General features: G+C 56.4%; 21 protein-coding genes. 12 read left to right on the top strand and 9 right to left on the bottom strand.

The features are described from left to right. The first annotated feature begins 352 nt into the window (after positions 1-352). A complete protein-coding gene (locus QN399_RS15065; RefSeq protein ID WP_322180335.1) occupies positions 353-598 on the top strand; it encodes a hypothetical protein in 246 nt (81 codons plus the stop codon). Positions 599-655: 57 nt separating this feature from the next. Here the strand turns inward: QN399_RS15065 and QN399_RS15060 are convergent, their stop codons facing one another. After that, entirely contained in the window at positions 656-904 is a 249-nt protein-coding gene (locus tag QN399_RS15060; protein WP_322215342.1) for a hypothetical protein, read from the bottom strand. Positions 905-1,134: 230 nt separating this feature from the next. After that, entirely contained in the window at positions 1,135-1,416 is a 282-nt protein-coding gene (locus tag QN399_RS15055; protein WP_219064245.1) for a hypothetical protein, read from the bottom strand. 503 nt (positions 1,417-1,919) lie between these two features. Between QN399_RS15055 and QN399_RS15050 the strand changes: the two genes are divergently transcribed. Further along, a complete protein-coding gene (locus QN399_RS15050; RefSeq protein WP_322180331.1) occupies positions 1,920-3,608 on the top strand; it encodes an NAD-dependent malic enzyme in 1,689 nt (562 codons plus the stop codon). 128 nt (positions 3,609-3,736) lie between these two features. Beyond that, entirely contained in the window at positions 3,737-5,359 is a 1,623-nt protein-coding gene (locus tag QN399_RS15045) for a GMC family oxidoreductase N-terminal domain-containing protein (RefSeq protein ID WP_322180330.1), read from the top strand. 161 nt (positions 5,360-5,520) lie between these two features. Here QN399_RS15045 and QN399_RS15040 read toward each other — a convergent pair whose 3' ends face one another. Together QN399_RS15040 and QN399_RS15035 are read right to left on the bottom strand one after the other, a co-directional pair. Then, positions 5,521-6,813, bottom strand: a complete 1,293-nt coding sequence (locus tag QN399_RS15040) for a putative porin (RefSeq protein ID WP_322180328.1) — start codon at positions 6,811-6,813, stop codon at positions 5,521-5,523. A gap of 487 nt (positions 6,814-7,300) precedes the next feature. After that, complete coding sequence (locus QN399_RS15035; RefSeq protein WP_322180326.1) at positions 7,301-7,642, bottom strand: FKBP-type peptidyl-prolyl cis-trans isomerase; 342 nt, start codon at positions 7,640-7,642, stop codon at positions 7,301-7,303. 522 nt (positions 7,643-8,164) lie between these two features. Here QN399_RS15035 and QN399_RS15030 point away from each other — a divergent pair. The 6 genes from QN399_RS15030 to QN399_RS15005 all read left to right on the top strand — a co-directional run bounded on the left by QN399_RS15030 (position 8,165) and on the right by QN399_RS15005 (position 14,753). Next, positions 8,165-9,532 (top strand): glutamine synthetase family protein, encoded by a 1,368-nt coding sequence (locus tag QN399_RS15030; RefSeq protein ID WP_322180324.1) that lies wholly within the window; start codon positions 8,165-8,167, stop codon positions 9,530-9,532. Between the two features lie 207 nt (positions 9,533-9,739). Further along, positions 9,740-11,389, top strand: a complete 1,650-nt coding sequence (locus tag QN399_RS15025; protein WP_322182766.1) for a phosphoethanolamine--lipid A transferase — start codon at positions 9,740-9,742, stop codon at positions 11,387-11,389. A gap of 73 nt (positions 11,390-11,462) precedes the next feature. Then, a complete protein-coding gene (locus QN399_RS15020; protein ID WP_322180322.1) occupies positions 11,463-12,155 on the top strand; it encodes a class I SAM-dependent methyltransferase in 693 nt (230 codons plus the stop codon). A gap of 129 nt (positions 12,156-12,284) precedes the next feature. Then, positions 12,285-13,418 (top strand): ribonuclease D, encoded by a 1,134-nt coding sequence (gene rnd, locus QN399_RS15015; protein WP_330201103.1) that lies wholly within the window; start codon positions 12,285-12,287, stop codon positions 13,416-13,418. Next, the gene (locus tag QN399_RS15010) at positions 13,415-13,708 is read left to right on the top strand and encodes a YcgL domain-containing protein (RefSeq protein WP_219064233.1); all 294 of its coding nucleotides are present in this window, start codon (positions 13,415-13,417) and stop codon (positions 13,706-13,708) included. The genes rnd and QN399_RS15010 overlap by 4 nt, the downstream gene beginning before the upstream one ends. Before the next feature lie 112 nt (positions 13,709-13,820). Then, positions 13,821-14,753, top strand: a complete 933-nt coding sequence (locus tag QN399_RS15005) for a D-2-hydroxyacid dehydrogenase (RefSeq protein WP_322180317.1) — start codon at positions 13,821-13,823, stop codon at positions 14,751-14,753. A 70-nt stretch (positions 14,754-14,823) separates the two neighbouring features. Here the strand turns inward: QN399_RS15005 and QN399_RS15000 are convergent, their stop codons facing one another. Next, a complete protein-coding gene (locus QN399_RS15000; RefSeq protein ID WP_322180315.1) occupies positions 14,824-15,417 on the bottom strand; it encodes a nitroreductase family protein in 594 nt (197 codons plus the stop codon). A 239-nt stretch (positions 15,418-15,656) separates the two neighbouring features. On the opposite strand from QN399_RS15000, the gene QN399_RS14995 reads away from it, so the two are divergent. Then, the gene (locus QN399_RS14995; protein WP_219064230.1) at positions 15,657-16,106 is read left to right on the top strand and encodes a YcgN family cysteine cluster protein; all 450 of its coding nucleotides are present in this window, start codon (positions 15,657-15,659) and stop codon (positions 16,104-16,106) included. Positions 16,107-16,186: 80 nt separating this feature from the next. After that, positions 16,187-17,404, top strand: a complete 1,218-nt coding sequence (locus QN399_RS14990; RefSeq protein WP_322182764.1) for a hypothetical protein — start codon at positions 16,187-16,189, stop codon at positions 17,402-17,404. A gap of 105 nt (positions 17,405-17,509) precedes the next feature. Here the strand turns inward: QN399_RS14990 and QN399_RS14985 are convergent, their stop codons facing one another. From QN399_RS14985 to QN399_RS14970, 4 genes are all read right to left on the bottom strand, one after another. After that, positions 17,510-17,887: a DUF2892 domain-containing protein gene (locus tag QN399_RS14985; protein ID WP_322215347.1), complete on the bottom strand. Its 378-nt coding sequence runs from the start codon at positions 17,885-17,887 to the stop codon at positions 17,510-17,512. Positions 17,888-17,986: 99 nt separating this feature from the next. Beyond that, the gene (locus QN399_RS14980; RefSeq protein ID WP_219064228.1) at positions 17,987-18,454 is read right to left on the bottom strand and encodes an RNA methyltransferase; all 468 of its coding nucleotides are present in this window, start codon (positions 18,452-18,454) and stop codon (positions 17,987-17,989) included. An 89-nt stretch (positions 18,455-18,543) separates the two neighbouring features. Further along, a complete protein-coding gene (locus QN399_RS14975; RefSeq protein WP_219064227.1) occupies positions 18,544-18,918 on the bottom strand; it encodes a YajD family HNH nuclease in 375 nt (124 codons plus the stop codon). 58 nt (positions 18,919-18,976) lie between these two features. Then, on the bottom strand, positions 18,977-19,663 hold the full coding sequence (locus tag QN399_RS14970) for a spermidine synthase (RefSeq protein ID WP_219064226.1): 687 nt from the start codon (positions 19,661-19,663) through the stop codon (positions 18,977-18,979). A 97-nt stretch (positions 19,664-19,760) separates the two neighbouring features. On the opposite strand from QN399_RS14970, the gene QN399_RS14965 reads away from it, so the two are divergent. Beyond that, the gene (locus QN399_RS14965) at positions 19,761-20,069 is read left to right on the top strand and encodes a hypothetical protein (RefSeq protein ID WP_330201102.1); all 309 of its coding nucleotides are present in this window, start codon (positions 19,761-19,763) and stop codon (positions 20,067-20,069) included. Positions 20,070-20,072: the final 3 nt, after the last annotated feature.

Raw genomic sequence — 20,072 nt, 5'->3', positions numbered from 1 at the left:
TTTTGTTAAAAATATACCTGCCCGGCCCCATCTTGAACTAGCTGGTAGGAAACAGGGTGGTAGGCGGGCGAGCAACCTCCATTTATCTAAATGGAAACAATCCAACATTGAGTTGGGTGATGATCAATGGGCCCGAATGCCGACCCGAGGGTAAATTGCTGCGCATTTGGCCAACTGCTGTTCCAGCACGCGGGCATTGGGCTCATTGATCTCTTTTACTCCTTCCTTCCCTTCCTCCTGGCAACGCCGCACGATTGCGCCCGGAGAGGATGTCACTTGCCGGTTGGCGTGATTCGAGTTTGTGGGCTAATGATTAAGGTTGAGCACATCACCGACGATCAGGGAGAGCGAAATGGCATTCGTAGACAGGCCGCACTCGATTAATTACGTCCATCCAAACGGCAGGGACGCGATGATTGATTTCGAGTGGGGCGACCCAGGCGATCCAGTCCCGAAAGGGCTTCGTATTACTGTGAAATACGCCGAGGACAATATTCATAATCTTCATGAAAAAGCGCTTTACAAGAGCTTTGAAGACGCAAAAAAACAAGGCATCAAATTGGCGACCAATATGATTGATCAGGCAGACCGGCTTTAGGTCTGTCGACCCGTCACTACGTTTAGTCGGCACTGATGCGGCATCGCGTGACAAGCTTCAGTCTTCCGGGTCGATTTCGTCTTCCGGTTCGCGCCTGGCTTGCAGATCGGCCATGGCGGCGGCGATGAAGCCAGCGTTTCCCTCAATCACGGCGAGCTGCGTCATGATGGCTGCCGACACCTCTGTCGATCCATGCTGATCAATCCATGCGCGGATCTCATTCACGGCAGAACCGAGGGCGGTGATGTTTTGATTGAGTTGGTTGAGCAGGGCGAGGGTGGGGTCGTTGGGCAGATTGCTGGACATACTGGCTTCTCCATTGAGATTGACGACGGCTGTTTGCGTCGAAAATGTCGTTGCCTGCTCTGGCGACAGTAGAGAACACCTGCAACCCGTGCAGCCTGACCTGAGAGAGGGGCGTTGGCGTTGGATAATCAAGCGAGGCCGACACATCCCCGTGCCGGCCTGAAAATGTCTTTAGCGGAAAGGTGACGTGCGGCGTGCAGCCCCGTTAAACCTTTCCACTCTGAATGCCTTTAATGCACCGATTGCCTGGCAGATTTCCCAGCGGGCTTATTGATAGAACCGAGAATGCTTTTAATGCGTTGCCACTCTACGCGAGCTTCGACGTATTTTTTTTCGGCCCTTCTTTTTGCAGTTGAAAATTCGTTCCAGACGTCTGGATTCAGCGTTTCTTTCTTTAGAAGCGAATACGCATGATTATCAAGTTGATCCGCTTCAAAGAAAAGTTGGTTGCTCCTTGTTGCTGCTTCTTCCCAGCTGACACCGGTGACTTTCTTGAATTTATCGTGAATCATTCTGAGCTCCTTTTTTCAATCTCGAAGGGCGTTCTAACTTGGGTTAAACCCTTCGTTGGGCGAAAAATTCCACCCGTTGAATCTTCCTGGTAAAAGACGACAACTCGCTCCTAAGCGACGCCCGATGAGTCACTATTTTTACACTGAATTAAACAAAATTGAACGGTTATTACCCTCTCTGCGATAGGCGGTTTTTGCCGCTCTAGCGCGCACTTTTCGCGCTGCCTGGCTGACAGTGCCGCGTATAAAAGACTACTGTTTGATGGACCACCGTAGTCGATTCGAGCATCGGCGACCTTGCCGTTGCGGGTGCCATCTCCAATGTCATCAAGTTGTACGATGATCACCCTGCTGCAATGGCTCGACCGCGAGTAAGATAGGCAGCGCAATCTCGTCCCTTGAGATTGCTGAGGCGGGTTGAATAGAGAGCCGTCAGGCTCCGGCTGTCCGTCTTGGTTCCGTATCGAAATTTCAGAGTAAACAGAAAAAGGCGATCACTGAAAATGAGCAAAACCTCGCGTCCTTTATATATTTCCTACGCTGGACCTTCCCTGCTGGAGATGCCGCTGCTGAACAAGGGCAGTGCTTTCACGCCGCAGGAGAGGGTCGAGTTCAACTTGATCGGGCTGCTGCCGCAGAACGTGGAGACGATAGAAGAGCAAGTGGCTCGGGTTTTCAGCCAATACAACCAATGCGCCAGCGACCTCGACAAGCACATTTACCTGCGCTCGATTCAGGACAACAACGAGACGTTGTTCTTCCGTCTGCTCGACTCGCACCTGGATGAAATGCTGCCGATCATCTACACACCGACGGTTGGTCAAGCGTGTCAGGAGTTCTCGAAAATCTATCGCACCCATCGGGGGCTGTTTGTCTCGTACCCGGAGCGCGACCGTATTGACGACATTCTGCGCAGCGCGACCAAGGATCAGATCAAGATCATCGTCGTCACCGACAGTGAGCGAATTCTCGGCCTGGGCGACCAGGGCATTGGCGGTATGGGCATCCCGATTGGTAAGTTGTCGCTCTACACCGCGTGCGGTGGGATCAGCCCGGCCTACACGTTGCCGATTGTGCTCGACGTTGGCACCAACAACCGCGAGTTGCTGGACGACCCGATGTACATGGGCTGGCGCCATGAGCGTGTAACCGGTCAGGAGTACGAAGAGTTCGTCGCGATGTTCATTGAGGCGGTGCAGCGTCGCTGGCCTGACGTGCTACTGCAGTTCGAAGACTTTGCCCAATCGAATGCGATGCCATTGCTGAATAAGTACAGGGACCAATTGTGCTGCTTCAACGATGACATTCAAGGCACCGCTTCGGTCGCGGTGGGTACGTTACTCGCGGCCTGTAAAGCCAAAGGCGAGACCCTTGGAGAGCAGGTGGTGGTGTTTGTCGGTGCCGGTTCGGCAGGCTGTGGCATTGCCGAACACATCATTGCAGCGATGCAGATACAAGGGCTGAGTGAGAGCGAAGCACGCAAGCGCATTTTCATGGTCGACCGTTATGGCTTGCTGACCGAGAACATGACTGGCCTGCTGGAATTTCAACAGCGCCTGGCACAGAAAACCGAGGATGTAGCAGGCTGGGCAGGCGACGAGGCATTCCCGCAATTGCTCGATGTTGTCAGCCACGCCAATGCCACCGTCATGATTGGTGTGTCGGGCCAGCGGGGCTTGTTTACCGAGCAGGTAATCCGCGAAATGCACAAGCATTGCGCCAAGCCGTTGGTGATGCCGATGTCCAACCCAACCTCCAAAGTCGAGGCCACACCGGAGGAAATCCTGCGCTGGACCGATGGTAATGCCTTGGTCGCCACCGGCAGCCCGTTTGCTCCGGTATCGATCAATGGCCGCACGGTCCATATTGCTCAATGCAACAACTCTTACATTTTTCCGGGGATTGGCTTGGGCGTCATCGCAAGCAAGGCCTCGAGAATCACCGATAAGATGTTGATGGCCGCGTCCAACGCTTTGGCGGAGTGCTCGCCAATGGTGACGGGGCTGGGTGATGCAGTACTGCCACCGATCAAGGATATCCAGGCAGTCAGCAGGAAAATTGCCTTGGCAGTTGCCAAGCAAGCTCAAGCTGATGGCGTGGCGCTGGAAACCTCAGAAGACATGTTGCTTGCGGCTATCGAGCGCAACTTCTGGATGCCTAACTACCGGGACTATCGCCGCAAGTCGGTTTGATCGTCACCCGGCTTAAAAACCGTTGATAAAGGCCGCTGCAAGGCAACTTGCAGCGGCCTTTCGTTTTCTTGAAGAAAGCATAGGATGGCCTCGGACAACAAAACAATAAGAAGACCAGCGAGGGCTGCATGCAAGCGACGAGTGAGCCGTATGACTATGTGATTGTGGGCGCCGGACCTGCGGGCTGCTTGCTGGCCAATCGGCTTTCGCAAAACCCTGCACACCGCGTGCTGTTGCTCGAAGCCGGCGGGCTGGACAATTACCCCTGGATTCATATCCCGGTCGGCTATCTCTACTGCATCGGCAACCCACGTACGGACTGGTGCTTCAAAACTGAAGCCGAGCCCGGGCTTAATGGTCGTTCGCTCAACTACCCCCGGGGCAAAGTGCTGGGCGGCAGTTCATCCATCAACGGCATGATCTATATGCGCGGCCAGGCCCATGACTATGATGACTGGGCGGCTCAAGGCAATGTGGGCTGGGGTTGGAAAGAGGTATTGCCGTTATTCAAACGCTCAGAAAATCACTACGCCGGCGACTCTGCCATGCATGGCGCGGGGGGTGAATGGCGGGTGGAGCCGCAACGGCTGTCATGGGGCATTCTTGATGCCTTTCGCCAGGCCGCAGCGCAGACTGGCATCGAGTCTATCGACGACTTTAACGGCGGCGACAATGAAGGTTGCAGTTACTTTCAGGTCAATCAGCGGCGCGGCGTACGCTGGAATGCGTCCAAGGCATTTTTGCGGCCTATTGCGCAGCGCAAGAATCTGACAGTCCTCACAGGCGTGGAAGCGTCACGTATCGAATTCGAAAATGGCCGCGCGAGTGCCGTTGTTGCGCATGTTCAGCAGTGCGAGCAACACTTGCGCGCTCGCCGAGAGATCATTCTGTGCTGCGGGGCCATTGGTTCGCCGACGTTGTTGCAGCGATCCGGCATCGGCCCGAGACCCTTGCTTGAGAAGCTCGGTATCGGTGTGCGTCATGAGCTGCCAGGCGTAGGGAGCAATCTGCAGGACCATCTTCAACTGCGGTTGATCTATCAGATCAGTAACGGTAAGACCCTCAATCAGATGGTTGGCAGCCTTTGGGGCAAGATCAACATGGGCCTGCGTTACGCGATCAATCGCAGCGGTCCGTTGGCGATGGCGCCAAGCCAATTGGGCGCCTTCGCCCGCTCGGACCCTGAGCAGCGCTCGGCCAACCTTGAATATCATGTGCAACCGTTATCGCTGGAGCGCTTCGGTGAGCCGTTGCACAGTTTTGCCGCGTTCACTGCTTCAGTCTGCAATCTGCGACCCCTGAGTCGCGGGACGGTCGAAATTCGTTCTGCTCTTGTGGATGAGCCGCCTTCGATTTGCCCGAACTACTTAAGCCATGAAGCCGACCTCCATGTGGCGGCCGATGCGATACGCCTGACCCGGCGGATTGTCGCTGCGCCCGCATTGGCGAGTTTTCAGCCGGTGGAGTATCTGCCTGGCGCGAATCTGCAAAGCGAAGAACAACTGCGTCAGGCCGCCAGTAGCATTGGCACGACGATTTTTCATCCTGTCGGCACCTGCAAGATGGGGCAGGGCAGTGATGCTGTTGTCGATGAGCGTCTGCGGGTACGGGGTATCAGTGGCTTGCGCGTGGTAGATGCGTCGATCATGCCGACGATTGTGTCAGGCAATACCTGTTCGCCGACCCTGATGATCGCCGAGAAGGCTGCCGAGATGATTCTTGCTGATGGGGCCGCGATCAGAGCAGGGTAAAGGTGCAACGCCCGCGCCAGGCCGAACAAAAAGGGAGATTGAAAGGCAGGCTGGCGCGAATGGCGCAACCGACGGATGAGAGGGGATCAACGCGCCAGCGCCAGCCTGTAGGGAAAACGCTGAATGACTTCAGCGTTCCAATCACAACGAGAGATCAGGCTTTAGAACTTAGCTTCCACATCCAACTGCAGGGTGTTGGTTTTGGCGTCGGTCTGGGTGCGGCTGGCGTAATCTGCGTCAGCCATGTAGTAAGTGGCGCCGACTGCGAAGTTCTTGTCGATGTCGTAACCCACCTTGAACTTGTGCCCACGCGAACCGGTGGTGCCGTTGGCGAAGTCGGAGTCGGTGAAGGCTCCGACCACGGCGTTGCGCTGAACATCGCGGTAGTTGTAATCGAGGTTGAAGACATACAGGCGTGTCTTGAAGCCTGTCAGCCAGGCGGTGTCCTGGTCACTGCTGGTCCCGTTGTTGAGAACATATTGTCCATAAAGGGTGAGCGGTACTGGCAGGCCGCTGATGTCGATCTGACCGAAGCCTTCGTACAGTCGGAAGTCGCTGGTGGAGTTGCCGTTGACTGCCAGTGCGCAAGGCGTGGTTACCGCGCCGGTGGTCGGGCAGCGACTGTCGCTGCCGTTGTCATAGGTATAGAGGCTACCGCCCAAGGTGACCTTGAGGTTGTCGGTCGGTGCAAAGCGTGCACCGAGTTGGCCTGCGTACAGGCGCAGGTCGTGACTGAACTGTACGCCCTCGCCATCGACGTTGTCTTTGAGCGTGTAGTAACCAGCACTGCCGAACAGCTCAGTTTTGCCGCCAAGCGGGTATTTATAAGTGGCCGCCAAACCTTCTGGGTTGATGTCGCTATCCCAGATGACATCGCCCATGCTCACCCATGGCTGGACCATTTTGCCGCCGATCAGGTGAAGGTTTTCCACAGCTTTGGGGTGGAAGTCGATATAGGCCTGGTCCAACCAGATTTGTTTCTTGTCGAAGTAGCCATTCAGGTCTTGGTTGGTGGAGCGAGCATCATCTCCGCCACCAGTGGCAATACGGATGCCGGTGTCAACCTGCGGGTTGATTTCACTGTAAGCACCCAAGCGGGCCCGGATGCGTTGGCGGTTTTTGTCGGCGCCGTTGTTGGATTCGCCGTCGATCTTGACGGTCTCTTGGCGCACACGGACATCGCCCTTGAACTGGGTCTTGGAAGCCCAAGCCACTTTTTTCTCGAACGCGCTCAGGTCTTCTTTCTTGACCTGTTGGGAGACAGCCTGTTGCTGGGCTTGTTGATCTTTACTCAGCTCGGCTTGCAGCTCAGCATACTGTGCGGGCGAGATGGAACCATTGGCCTTGAGCATTTCGAGCAGTTTTGCATCGACTGCGGCACTGGCTGGAACGCTCATGGCCAACACCATGCCACCACAAAGTCCCGCTGCAATTCGTGTAGAAACAAAACGCATAATGATCTCCAAATTTATGATGAGGTGACATACGTCTCCTCAGGAAAAGCTGGCGCTTTCCGCTCGCGCCATGTGGGGCGGTAACCCCTTGTTCAAAAAACTGGCGCCAGTATTACCGGAGATCATTACAGAGAAGTGGCAGGGTTATAGCAGATAGGTGACACAGCTTTTGACCGAAAAGGCTTGATCTAGAGCCGTTGGTGATATAGACGAGAGTCGCAATTACGCCCAGGCGGCGTTCCGCATTTTCGGGTTTTGATGCGGCTGAACACATTGGTGTCGCGGTTCACTCGATCAATCGTGATCTGCAGATATTGCGGGAGTCGCCGCTGATCTGCTCAGCAAAGCGGGTCAGGCGCTCACCCACAGCAACGTCCCGCGCAGAGTGGCGATCATTTGCTTTACGGACTGGGTGGTTTCCGTCTGCAAATCCATAAGAGGTGCAACCCTGCGTCGAGCGGCTGGCAATGATCTGAACGTCGCGTCATTAATCATCCCGCGTCAGCACTTCCAGCAACTCAATGTCGAAAATCAGGTTTGAGTTCGGCTTGATGTGGGCGCCGACCTGCCTTTCGCCGTAGGCGAGGTGGGCCGGCACAAAGAGTTTGCGCTTACCGCCGACTTTCATGCCCATTAGTCCTTGATCCCAGCCTTTGATCACGCGTCCGGTTCCGATGACGCACTGGAAAGGCTTGCCGCGATCATAGGAGGAGTCGAACGTGGTTCCGTCCTCCAGAAAACCGTTGTATTGGGTGGTGATCAGGGCACCTTTGACCACTGCCTTGCCGTCACCGGGTTGAATGTCCACGACCTGTAATTCGCTGCTCATCACGTACTCTCGTTCATTCGACAAACGCTGAAACGCTATCAACGTCTGTTCAGGAAGCGTGATCGTAGCCCACGACGTTGCCCCATCAAAGTGAACTTGTCCTGTAGGGCATTTGATGAGGGTGGAGAGGGTGAATGTTTAGTCCTCAGGTAACCAAGCATTGTTAAAACTGGATTGAATGACCTATAGCGCTGTGTGACGCTGCAACACATCTATTGTCGGCGGCATTTTTTATGGATGGGTTGAACGGAGGGATCAGGCACGGACTTTTGGCTGGTACAGCCGTGACCTGCGTTCCGTCTCAACACCCCCGGCCAATGTCGGTGCAAGGTACCTGCGCGCTCCCTTCCGAGTTGGACTTTTGGGCGTTGTGGCATTGTCGCCATGCGCGTCCACCGGATGGCTCTTTTTCTGGTTAAACCTTCATTCGCATTTGCCTGACGTTTTTTAGCGTGCGGCAACGTGTGTGTTTACCAACCGGCAAGCGCCCGAGCGCGTGCCTGGAAGAAAAAGTGAATCGCCATGAGTTTTGCTCCCCTGCAAGAAGCCCTGAGTTTTCTTGAGCTGAATCCCGATATCGAGATGTTCGAACTGTTCATCCTCGACAACAACGGCGTACCTCGCGGCAAGTTGCTGCACCGTGATGAATTACTCGCGGTGTATGAAAGCGGCCGGCCGTTGCCAAGCACGATTCTTGGCCTGACCATCAATGGTGAAGACGTTGAAAACTCCGGGCTGGTCTGGGATGTGGGCGATATCGATTGCCGCGCTTATCCGGTGTCCGGCAGTCTGCAGCGCATGCCCTGGAGGCAGATTCCCACGGCGGCGGTGCAGGTCAGCATGCACCCGGAACAAGGTATGCCGGCATCGGTAGCGGACCCGCGCCGCCTGTTGGTCAAGGTTATCGATGGGCTCAAGGCTGACGGGTATTACCCGGTGATGGCGGCGGAGCTTGAGTTTTATCTGCTTGATCGCCAACGCGACAGCAATGGCCGTCCGCAGCCGCACCGGGATGTGGATGGCGGCCGGCCTGTGGCGACTCAGGTGTACGGCTTGCGTGAACTGGAACAGATTGAGCCGTTTCTCGCCGATCTTTATAGTGCCTGCAAGTTGCAAGGGATTCCGGCGCGCACAGCGATCTCCGAATATGCGCCGGGACAAGTAGAGATCACCCTTGAGCACCGTGCCGATGCGTTGCAGGCAATGGACGAAGCAGTCCGCTACAAGCGATTGGTCAAAGGCATCGCGCACAAGCACGGAATGATTGCCTGCTTCATGGCCAAGCCGTTCGATGACCTGGCCGGCACCGGCATGCACATGCATGTCAGTCTCGCGGACGAACAGGGTAACAATCTGTTCGCCAGCGAGGCCGCTGACGGCACGCCACTGTTGCGCCACGCCGTGGGCGGGATGCTCACGACGCTGCTTGATTCGTTATTGCTGTTCTGTCCGAACGCCAACTCTTATCGTCGATTCCAGACCAACAGCTACGCACCGTTGTCGGCGACCTGGGGGGTAGACAATCGCACGGTCAGCCTGCGCGTACCGGGCGGTCCAGCATACACCCGCCATATCGAGCACCGTATCTGCGGTGCCGATGCCAATCCCTATCTGGCAGCGGCCGCGATTCTGGCGGGTATTCATTTGGGTATCCGCCAGCAACTGGACCCCGGCGCACCGGTCGAAGGCAATGGTTATTCGCAGGCCGCGCAATTATTGCCGACAGACTGGCTGACGACTTTACGTGCGCTGGAAGCCTCTGGCTGGGCACGAGATGTATTTGGCAGCAAGTTTCTGCAGGTCTATCTTGCCGTCAAACACGCCGAGTATCGGCAGTTCATGGGTGAAGTAGGTGAACAGGATTGGCGCTGGTATTTACATCAGGCTTAGGCAGGCAATGTAGCCAACAGGCATGGTGAAGGAAGGTTCTGGCCTGCCATGGTTTGTTTTCCTACAGGAAAAGAAACCATCCTGAACCCTTCGCTCGCATCCTTTTCACAAAAAATTGATGCTTGATTGATTAATATTTTTCACGTCGGAGGTGGCCAGTGATCAGGTTTGTTTCGGCGTATTTTTTATTTTGATCAAGCAGGCCTCATTCTGAACGTCAAAGCTGTACGCCCTGAGCTTGTCACCCTGATTGCCAGCTGTTTTTTGCTGTTCGGGTTCAACGTAACCCTGTGGCTGCACCTTTTTGCAATCACGGCTGCGGACTGGGAAGGCATCGCCATGCGCGTTGCCTTCGGCGTCATGGTGCTCTGCATTTTTAATATTGTATTGACGTTTTTGGCGTTCAAACGTGTATTAAAGCCCGTCTTGATATTCTTGTTTTTGGTCAGTTCCAGCGTGGCTTATTTCATGAGCCAGTACGGCGTCATGATCGACACTGGGATGCTGCGGAATTTTGCTGAAACCAATGCCACTGAAGTGCGTGACTTGCTCTCGGTGAAGATGGCTGTGTATATCGTATTGTTGGGTATCGTGCCTTCTTTGATACTCTGGAAAACCACGATCAACTACCGTCGCTGGCACCATGATCTGATCAGTAAAGCCTTGGTCACCGTGGCCTGCACCGGGCTGATCGGTGTGGTCGCGATGGCGAACTATCAGGGCTTGTCTTCCTTGTTTCGCAATCATCACGAACTGCGCTTGATGGTGGTGCCGAGCAATTATATCGGTGCATCGGTGGGGTACTTGCGTGAGCAGGTCGTTTCGGCACAACGCCCGTTCGTGAAAATTGGCGAAGATGCCAAACGGTCAACCGGCTGGGACCTGCACACCCGAAAATCATTGACAGTACTGGTGGTGGGGGAGAGTGCGCGAGCCGAGAATTTCGGGATCCTTGGCTACAACCGCGATACAACACCGCAGCTTCAGAAAGAGAAGGGTGTGATCGCTTTCAGCGACGTACATTCTTGCGGGACCGAGACAGCTGTGTCGGTGCCCTGCATGTTTTCCAACATGGCGCGCAAGGACTACAGCGCCAGCAAGGCCAAGAATCAAGAGGGCGTTCTTGATGTGCTCAAGCATGCAGGGCTGAACGTTGTCTGGCGCGACAACCAGTCAGGCTGCAAAGGTACCTGTGATCGAGTCACCGTCCAGGACGTGAGCAAGCTCCAGGACCCGGTGCTGTGTGCCAATAACGAATGCCGCGACGAAATCCTTCTGCAGGGGCTGCAGCATTTTATTGATAACCTGGATCAGGACACGGTCCTGGTGCTCCATCAAATGGGCAGTCACGGTCCCGAGTATTTCAAACGCTACCCTAAGGCGTTTGAAAAATTCACGCCGGTATGCGAAAGCAACGCCCTGAATAATTGCAGTCGTGAAAGCATCGTTAACGGTTACGACAACACCTTGTTGTACACCGACCATGTCTTGGCCAGCTTGATCGATACCCTGCGCAGCAATCAGGGCAAGGTGGATACCGCCATGCTGTATATGTCCGATCACGGCGAGTCATTGGGCGAGTACAACTTGTACCTGCACGGCACGCCCTATCTGCTGGCGCCGGACCAACAGAAACATGTGCCGATGGTGGCCTGGTTTTCTGAGGCGTATCAACACGCGTTTTCGCTCAATGCGAACTGTGTGCAGCAACAGCGAAATGCGCCCTTGAGTCAAGACAACCTGTTTCACTCCATGCTCGGCTTGTTGCAGGTCGACAGCACCGTCTACGACCCCAGCCTCGATATGTTCGCGGGCTGTCGTGGGGTGATGACAGACGGTGTGCTGGCCAGTCAGTAGCGTTGTAATGGATACCTTTGGTTTTGGCTTTTGGCCGTTTATCTGCTGATCATTTATAAAGAGTCTGCTGGCCATGTCTGCGCAACCACCCCCACCCATTGATCGTGAATTTTCCAGGCGGCGCGAGCATGAACTCGCTCGGCACTCTCTGAAAAAACATCCTCTTGGGTTTTCAGGACAACTTGGCCATTGGCGTGATGAGCAATTGGCCAGGCACGCCTTGAAGGTGGCTGGCGACCCTGGGTTGGTTCTGGCTCTGCCCACGGGTGCAGGCCGTTTCTGGCCGGTACTGACCGAACATACCAATCGGGTGGTCCTGGCAGCGGACCCCTCCTTGGAAATGCTTGCCGTTGCCGAGGCCAGTTTTCCAGCTGAAAAGCTTAAACGGATCAAGACCTTTCAGACATCGCCGCTCTCTATCGACCTGTCAGCCAATGCGGTGGACTGCATTTTCTGTATGCGTCTGTTTCATCATGTCGCTGATAGTGATCAGCGCTCGGCAATCCTGCGTGAATTCCACAGGGTGACCCGTGACACCGTCATTGTGTCCTTGTGGGTGGATGGCAACATCAAGGCCTGGCGGCGCAAGCGTTTAGAGCGCGGTCGCGCGAGCGCTGAACCGATAGCCTCGAAGATGAATCGCTTTGTCGTAAGCCGGGCCGCTATAGAAGCTGAATTCGAACAGGCTGGTTTCCAGATCCTCGGCCATCATGATGTTCTGCCCGGCTATGCGATGTGGCGGGTTTATGTGTTGCGTAAATCATAAGTTTCAACCCGGTCATCGGTCGGGTTTTCATCGCAGGATTGCAGGAAGTTATTCAAGACTTGCAGTGCAGATGCGCGGTAACCGGTGAGGGCGATATATACTGCGCGCCATTCTTCAAGGGAGAGCCGTGTGGCCATTGATATTCACTGGATTCGCGACGACGCCAGCCTCGCCCAACATTGCCGCGAATGGCAGTCACTGCCCTTTGTCGCCCTCGATACCGAATTCATGCGGGTCGATACTTTTTACCCGATTGCCGCGTTGCTGCAGATCGGTGATGGTGCTCGCGCCTACCTGATCGATCCGTTGCTGATCAACGACTGGCGGCCAATGTGCGCGCTGCTCGAAAACCCCGCCGTGATAAAAGTGGTCCACGCCTGCAGTGAAGACCTGGAAGTACTCCTGCGTCTGACCGGCAGTCTGCCTGCGCCGCTGTTCGACACGCAGTTGGCTGCCGCGTACTTGAATCTCGGGTTTTCCATGGGGTATTCACGCCTGGTTCAGGAAGTGCTGGGGATCGACTTGCCCAAGGGCGAAACCCGTTCCGACTGGTTGCAGCGTCCGTTGTCCGAGACTCAGATCAGCTACGCTGCGGAAGATGCAGTGCATCTGGCTGAGGTCTACAGCATCCTGCAGCCCAAGCTGTCCGAAGAGAAACACGCCTGGTTGCTTGATGACGGTGCGGAGTTGGTCGCCAATCTGCGCCGCGAAACCGATCCCGACGAGCTTTACCGCGAAGCCAAGCTGGCGTGGAAGTTGTCCCGCTCGCAGCTGGCGGTGTTGCGCGAGTTGTGTGCCTGGCGCGAACGTGAGGCGCGGGCCCGCAACTTGCCGCGCAATCGGGTTATCCGCGAGCACTCACTGTGGCCCTTGGCCAAAACCCAGCCGGACAACCTTTCTGCGCTGGCAAAAATTGAAGATATGCATCCCAAAACCGTGCGACAGGACGGTGAGTTTCTGATCGACCTGATCAAGAAATCCGCCAGCCTGCCTCCTGATCAGTGGCCTCAAGCGTTGCCTGAGCCATTGCCTATCGAAGCTGCAGCGGTTCTGAAGACGTTGCGTGTTATCGGCCAGCAACAAGCTGAGAGGCTGAACATGGCCCCTGAACTGATGCTGCGCAAAAAGACCCTGGAAGCGTTGCTGAAAAGTGGCTATCCCAATGGTCCCTATCAATTGCCTGATTCGCTGCGTGGCTGGCGCCGCGAACTGATGGGCCAAGCGCTGCTCGACAGCCTTGCCTCTGCTGGAGAACAGCCTTGAAACGTATTTGCTCCATTTATAGAAGCCCGCGTAAAAACGAGATGTACCTGTACGTGCTCAAAAGCGATGCGCTCAAAAAGGTGCCCGCAGACTTGCTGATCGCTTTCGGGCCGCCGACCCATACGTTCGATCTGGTGCTTAGCCCCGAGCGCAAGCTGTCCCGCGAGGACATCAATCAAGTGCTTGAGAATCTCGACAAGCAGGGCTATCACCTGCAAATGCCGCCAGCAGAAGACGAGTACATCGAGCACCTTCCCGAAGAGCTGCTGCGCCGTAACGATCCTCTGTAAAGAGCCCTCGTCCGACACGTCGGCGCAGTGGACTGCTTCTTGAGTGCGACTGATATCGATGGGGGCTGCCCCCGTCGATAGACGCATGTTTTGTTTTTAAAGGTTTTGAGCCATGCGCGTTCTGATTGCTGAACACGATTACCCCCTTTACACCCAATTGCTGGGCCAGATTGCACCCGACCTGGAAGTCATGAGCACCGGCGATTCGGCCGAGCTGTCCCGAATGGCCGCAGACTGCCCGGTCTGGCTGGGGCAACCGGACCTGCTGGCCACCCTGTTGCGCCAGGGGCATACCCCGCAGTGGCTGCAATCGACGTGGGCCGGGATCACCCCATTACTGGCCGAAGGTCTGCCCCGGGAATACCGGTTGACCCGTGCCGTGGGCGTCTTCGGCCAGGTCATGGCCGAGTTTGTGCTGACTTACATGCTGGGCCATGAGCGTGAAGTGCTGGCGCGGCTGGTTAGCCAGGTCGAGCGCAAATGGGATAACCGATTGAGCCAGAGCCTGGCCGGGCGCAAGGCGTTGATTGTCGGTGCTGGCGATATCGGCCAGAGCGTGGCGCAGTTCCTGCTGCCGTTCGGCGTAGAGCTGTATGGCATTGCCTCTGCACCGCGTACCCAGGCACCGTTCGTTGAAGTGGGCGCTCTGACGGATCTGGATCGCCTGGTCGGCGAAGTGGATTACGTCATCAATCTGCTGCCAAACACCCCGGAAACCCACGACCTGTTCGACGCGAAACTGTTCGCAAAATTCAAGCCGACGGGCGTGTTTATCAACGTCGGGCGGGGTGTGGCGGTGGTTGATGCGGACTTGGTCGAAGCGTTGAAGGAAGGACACTTGGCGGGCGCGGTGATCGATGTCTGTCGTCAGGAGCCATTGCCGCAACGTCATCCATTCTGGACGGCCTGGGGCCTGTTATTGACAGGACATAGCTCGGCGCCTACTTCGCCTGCGGCGATGGTCCAGCTGTTTGTCGATAACGTGCGGGCATTTCAGGCGGGAGAAGCGTTGCGCGGAGAAGTGGACTTTTCCAGAGGTTATTAGGGCGCTGCGCAATTGTGTGGGAGCGAATCTATTCGCTCTCACACAGCCTGCACGCATATGTGCAATCGGTTTACAGGCTGAAATCGCCTTCGGCTGTCAGTTCCGACAGCGGACGACGCGGGCTTGGTGTTTCCCGGGCTTGCAGGTATTCCGCCAGGGTCGATTTGTCGCCGAGTTTGCCAATCGCAACCGCTGCGTGCAGGGCATAACCCTCAGGGATTTTCAATTCTTTGCGGGTCAGTTCCTGATCGAAGCCGGCCATACCATGCGTGTGCCAGCCGCTCAGGCTGGCTTGCAGGGCGAGGTGGCCCCAGGCTGAACCGGTGTCGAAGGTGTGCCACAGGGCTGGGGTTTCTTCCGTGGCGCCGGGCGCAGTAAAGGTGGTTTTCGAGATCACAATCACCAGTGCCGATGCATGCTGTGCCCAACCGCGGTTGAATTCATTGAGCAAGCCGAGGAAGCGCTCCCAGTTAGGTGTGTCACGGCGAGCATATAAGAAGCGCCACGGCTGCGAGTTATAGGCCGACGGCGCCCAGCGTGCGGCTTCAAAAAAGCTCAGCAGGGTTTCCTCGGGAATGGCCTCGCCGGTAAAGGCGCGTGGCGACCAACGATCGGTAAATTGTGGGTCGATCGGGTAATCGGCGATGCGGGGATTAATGCTCATGAATATCCTGGCTAAATGACAAAGGAATAGACAACTCAGCAGAGCGTTCATCAGGCCTTGCCGGGCGTGGCGAGATGGGCCGTGGACGGCAGGCATCGTCGAAATCAGGCTGATAAAAGTACTTTGCCGGTCGACATCTGACAAGTCCGGCCTTACCGACAGTCGCCAACGCTTGGCCCGCGTCTCTTGTGCCACTAGACTGGCGGCCTTTCATTCTTTGATGCTGATTGCCCAAACCCATGGCCGCTAAAGTCGAACCTTTCTGGATACGCAAAACCCTCGAGCAACTCGATCAAGACGAGTGGGAGTCGCTGTGTGATGGCTGCGGTCTGTGCTGTCTGCAAAAACTCGAAGATGAAGAGGACAACAGCGTCTATTACACGCGCATCGCCTGCAAGTTGCTGGACCTGAAAACCTGCCAATGCACCGATTACAGCAACCGTCGTGCGTCAGTGCCGGACTGCATTCAATTGACGCCAGGCCAGGCCGATGAATTCAAATGGCTACCACCGACCTGCGGCTACCGCTTGGTCAGTGAAGGCAAGGATCTGCCGCTCTGGCACCATTTGGTGTGCGGTGATCGCGACGCGGTCCACCATGAGCGTATCTCTCAGTCCGGGCGCATGCTCAGCGAGAACAGCGTGTCCGAAGACGATTGGGAAGAACACCTGATTTTCCGTGCAGGCTGACGTCGTCATGTTCAACAAGGAGTCGTAAGCCTGTGCGTTATCCACTGCCGTTGTCCTTGCTGTTGTTGCTGACTTTGCTGATGAGCACGCCGTTGCTGGCGGCGAAGAATGTTGATCTGGATTACTACGTCAAACTACTGCCCCAGAGCGATCAGGCTGAAGTGCGCCTGACCCTGTCGAAGGGAGAGGCGGTGCGCAGTCTTGATTTCGATTTGGGTAACAAGGGTGACTACAGTGCTTTCAAGGCTGACGGCGAGTGGCGGCCCAATGCCGGGCAAACGGTGGGTAGTCAACGCGGGGTTTGGCGGCCGGCCAGTGGCAAGGCAAGCCTGACTTATCGCGTGCGCATCAGCCATGCACACACGCCTGCAAGCCTGGCTTCAAGCAAGGTCGTGAGTTTCGACACACGGATGACCCCAGCCTGGGCGTTGATGCGCGGCGAGGATCTGGTGCCTCCGGCCCGACTTGATCAGCAGGACGGTACCCAGCTGGTCTCACGCCTTGAGTTCGAACTGCCTAGCGGCTGGGTCAGTGTGGAAACCGCTTGGCCACGCATTGGCAAAAATCGCTTTCGGATCGACAATATTTCGCGGCTGTTTGATCGCCCCACAGGATGGATGTTGGCCGGTACCCTTGGCAGCCGTCGCACCCGCTTGGGCGAAACCGATGTCACGGTGACCGCCCCGCAGGGCCAAGGCATGCGCCGAATGGACGTATTGACGATGCTGACATTCGTGTGGCCGCAGCTGCAAGCGGTGTTTCCGCGTAATCCGCTCAAGCTGTTAGTGGTGGGAGCTGCTGACCCGATGTGGCGCGGGGCGACGGCGGGTAATAACTCCATTTACCTCAACAGCGCCCGGCCGGTGGTCAGCGAAAGCGGGACCAGCCCGTTGGTGCGCGAATTGGTTCATGTGTTTAGCCGAATCAATGGCAACCCGCGCAGCGAATGGATCGGCGATGGCTTGGCCGAGTATTACGCCATTGAGTTGATGCGCCGAGCCGGGGGCATGAGCGAAGAGCGGTATCAAACCGTACAAGCGAATATGACCAAGGTCAGCCGCAAGGTGACGACCCTGCGCGGTGAGCGGATCAGCGCGGCGGCTGTTGCTCGGGCCGTGTTGCTATTGCAGGAACTGGACCGCGAAATTCGCCAGCAGACCCGCAACGAGAAGTCGCTGGATAACGTCAGTCAGGGCTTGATGCGCCTCGATACCGTGAGTACCAAAGAATTCATCCAGCTCAGTGAAAGCGTGATCGGTGGGCCATCCACGGTGTTGGCGAGCGGGTTGTTGCAGTAGACGCATTGCGCGCTCTTCGCACATAAACTCGCTCCACCAGAGCAGGCGCTCCGAGGGAGCGAATTCATTCGCGAAAGCGGCAAGTCCGGCGCAGCAAGGGTTGAATCAGACCCCGGCTTTCGAACGCTTCAACGAATCATTGCCGGTCACCGCCGCCGCTTCAGTCGCAACCTCAGCATTGGTTTTCAGCTGGCTCAGCTTTGCGCCGACGCGTTCGATACGTGAACGGGCCTTGTTCATGTCGCTGCGGCTCTGTTCGATCAGGCTTTTTGCCGCGCAGTGCCCGGTGATCCCGCGCGCCAGCACCGCGCCGCCAACGGCCAACTGGACCAGACCCAAAAAGCCGCCACGGCGCAGACCTTTACCCATCATCAGTACGCCACCCGCCAAAGAGGCCGCGCGCTCCCAGCCTTGCACGTTTTGCTGGGGCTGAGTCTCGAAAGGAGCGGAGTCAATGCGTTCGCTGCCTGGGATATCGCTCATGATCGTTCTCCATGATGAGATGAGGTGAGTTCATTAAAGCTGACTGCCCCCGGACACAACTGTTCAATCAGGAGGGGCGTCATCGGTCGCCGGGTGGATTCAGAACTTGGGGCCGGACCGGGTGTTGTTGCCTTTGGCCATGCGGTCATACAGCACGACATTGACGGTGGCAGCCAGGTTCATGCAGCCTGTGGTGGGGATGTACACGACGTCTTCGCACCAGTCACGGATGCTTTTATCCAGCGTCCCGTCTTCAGGGCCGAAGATGTAGATAGCGCGATCCGGGTGCGTGTATTCAGGCAGCGAGCGGGCGCCCTCGACCAGTTCCACGGCGACCGGCACGCAGCCTAGAGGCAGGATTTTCTTCAGATCGTCGATGCCGATCAGCGGAATGTCTTGATGGACTTTTTTGGTGTCGGTGATGAAATCACGGGCACGCTCATAGCGTTTGCCGGTGTAGAACACCGAAGCCACGCCGTAGCAACCAGCCGCACGCATCACCGAACCGACGTTTTCCGGGGATTTTGGGTTATACAAACCAATGCAGCTGTACCGTTTATTCGCCACGTGCCGGTGCTCTTGAAGGAAAGCTGGCGATTATACGGCATAGATGATCGTTCCCACGCAGAGGGTAGGGCACGATCATCGTTTACAGGCTACTCGTCTTTCTTCATCAACCCCGCCAAGGCGGCGAAGGGGTTGTGGGTGGCTTTGGCAATCTTCGGACTGCTGGTCGAGCCTTCGGAGAAATACTGCTGATCGGTGTACCGCGAGTGTTCATTGTCGTGGCAGTACAGGCACAGCAGCTCCCAGTTGGAGCCATCCTGGGGGTTGTTGTCGTGGTTGTGATCGCGGTGGTGCACGGTCAATTCGCTCAGGCGCTTGCCTGCGAATTCACGAGCACAACGTCCGCAAACATGGGGGTACATCTTTAACGCTTTGTCGCGATAACCCATCTCACGGTCGCGCTGGTTATCGGCCAGAATGCGGTCCAGCTTGGCGGTGTGGGAGGGTGGGTTGGCCGAACTCATGGGTTTCACCTGTTTTACTGATCGGTAATGGATGCAAGTCTAGCGCTTTGCTGCGTGATCAGCCTTTGAGTTTTTCCGCGATCCAGATGGTGTGCCGGGTGCCCTTGTTACCGTGGGCGAACACCTGCACCTCTTCAGCCTTGAAACCGGCTTTACGCAGCTTGTCGGAAAACTTCTGGTCGGCGCTGGCCGACCAGACCGCCAGGATGCCTTTAGGCCTTAGCGCCTGGGCGCAGGCGCTAAGGCCGCCAGACGAATAGAGCCAGCTGTTGGACTTCTGCGTCAGCCCTTCAGGGCCGTTATCAACGTCGAGCATGATTGCGTCGAAGCCCTGGGGCTCGCTTTTGAGTACCTGAGCGACATCCTGAACGACAATTTTGGCCCGTGGATCGAGCAATGGATTGCCCGACTTTTCGCCCAGCGGCCCACGATTCCACTCGACCACGCCAGGCACCAGCTCGGCGACCACGACTTCAGCGTTTTTGCCCAGGTGCTTGAGCGCAGAGGCCAAGGTGAAACCCATGCCCAATCCGCCAATCAATACCCGTGGAAGCACACGATGGGTGACTTTTTTACAGGGGATTTCGGCGAGCGCGTCTTCGGAGCCGTGCATGCGCGTGTTCATCAACTGGCCGCCATCGCCGCCCTGAATTTTTATCACGAAATCTTCACCGTACTCGAACAGGCACAGGGCACCGCCGTTATCGGGAATCGGAGTGGTGTCGAGCAGAACGAAACGTTTCATTGAGAACTCATTGAAAGCCAGCTTTTTGAGAGGGCAACTTTGTCGCGCAAGGAGTAGCCTGAGCCTGACGAAAATTGCTTGGCATCGGAGGCCATTGATGAAGCGCTCTATTCTAACGGCGATTGTCCTGGCGACGCTCTCGGTAACTGCCGTTTTTGCAGACAATCTGCAACCTGTTCCCACGACACCGGCCCCCGGTTCGCCGGGTACAGCAACGCCGACGCCCTATCCGCAGGTGATGCCGCCCAGCATCCCCCGAGCAGGTGGGAACGACGGCAATGCGCCGTTGCTGCCAAAAATAGAAATGCCGCGCCCGCCCAAGGACCAGCCGCTGCCAGGTCTTGAGCAAAACGGCAAGCACCCGGAAGACTCGTCGCAAAAAGACAGCACGCAAAAAAGTTTGTAGCGA

Source organism: Pseudomonas sp. 10C3 (assembly GCF_036346185.1).
Classification (GTDB): Bacteria; Pseudomonadota; Gammaproteobacteria; order Pseudomonadales; family Pseudomonadaceae; genus Aquipseudomonas.
This window is presented reverse-complemented; position numbering and strand designations above follow the sequence as displayed.